The organism is Croceitalea marina, from assembly GCF_042684265.1.
In the GTDB taxonomy this organism is placed as follows: domain Bacteria; phylum Bacteroidota; class Bacteroidia; order Flavobacteriales; family Flavobacteriaceae; genus Croceitalea; species Croceitalea marina.
This window is the reverse complement of sequence record NZ_JBHULB010000046.1, coordinates 1-1,496: the sequence shown is the minus strand read 5'-3', so window position 1 is coordinate 1,496 and position 1,496 is coordinate 1. Positions and strand designations below refer to the sequence as shown.

At 36.5% G+C, this 1,496-nt stretch carries 1 protein-coding gene; it reads right to left on the bottom strand.

Annotation, left to right across the window (positions count from 1 at the left end):
* The coding region (locus ACFSQJ_RS14270) for a condensation domain-containing protein (RefSeq protein WP_377767649.1) at positions 1-1,496 on the bottom strand (1,496 nt) is incomplete at both ends.

Genomic DNA, 1,496 nt, shown 5'->3' with positions numbered 1-1,496 from the left:
GTTAATTCTTGCTTGTTAAACACTACGGCAATATTGTTTGGAGTCTTTTTTACCTGTTCTTCAAATAAATCGACTATGGTTTTATCTTTTGGAAAATCAACCTTGGTGTCGTTAAACTCTTGGAGTAATTGATTCTTTTCTTCTTCAGTAATATAGGCTATGGATGATACTGATGCTTTAGGATTATCAATGACATGAGTCATCAAATTCTCATAATGAACAAGCATTCGTTCTATTAAGAATTCATGATAGATATCTGTGTTGTATTCTATGCTAAGTTCCAATCCTTCTGTTTCTGCAAAAGTGAAACTGATGTCAAATTTTGAGTTTGTATTTTCAATTTGGTAGGCTTCAACTTGTATTCCTTCTAAATCATTGTCTCTTTTTATACTGAAAAGTTGTGATTGGTTTTGTAGCACCACCATCACATCGAACAAGGCCGAACGGGAAGTATCTCTTGATATGTCAAGTTTGCTAACGAGTTCGTTAAAAGGATAGCTTTGATTCTCATAGGCTTCCAACAAGGTTTGCTTTTGTTGTTGCAATAGGTCTTCGCTACTAAAGCCATCCCCAATCTGTGTGCGAATCGCCAACGTATTTAGGTATAATCCTATTTGATCTTCCAGATCTGGATGATCTCTCCCTGCTATTGGAGTTCCAATGATGATATCACTTTGATTTGTATAACGATAGAGTAAAGCATTCACCCCTGTCATCAAGGTCATAAACAAGGTAACCTCATGCTCTTGCGAAAACTGTTTTAATTTGGATAAAAACGTCTTGGAGAATTGATGATTGACAGTTTTGCCATTATAGGTCTGTATGGCTGGGCGCTGTCTAAAGCTAGGCAAATCCAATACAGGCAGCTCTCCCCGAAATTTATCCAACCAATACCTTTCTGAAGTTTGATAGGATTCACTTTTCAATTGTGATTGTAACCAAACTGAATAGTCCTTGTACTGTAAAGAGCGTTTTTCGCTTTCGAATTTATCGTTCCTAAGAAGCTCATTGTAGGTGGTAATGACTTCTGACATCAGTAATTCCATTGACCAGCCATCTCCTATGATATGGTGCATCACAAACGAACACAAATGAACTTTCTCTTCTGTTTGTAACAACGAAGCTTTTAACAAAGGTGCTTTTGTTAGGTCAAAAGGGTTGTGTTGTTCTTGATGTAAGTGCTGGTCAATTGTTTGTTTTGACTTGTCTTTAAAATCAAAAAGAACAACATCAAAGTTTAACTCATGACCATCTACAATATATTGATGGACTTCTCCTTCCTCATTAATTTTAAAACAGGTTCTTAATATCTCATGTCTGTCGATCAATAGGTCAAAAGCTCTTTTAAATTTGTCTATATCCAACTCGCCTTTAAGAAGAACAGCTCCTGACATGATATAAGCCTGTGATCCTTCATCTAATTGGCTCAGTACCCAAATCCGATGCTGGGAAGGTACCAATGGATAGTATTCCTGATTTTTAGCTTTCGGTATCGA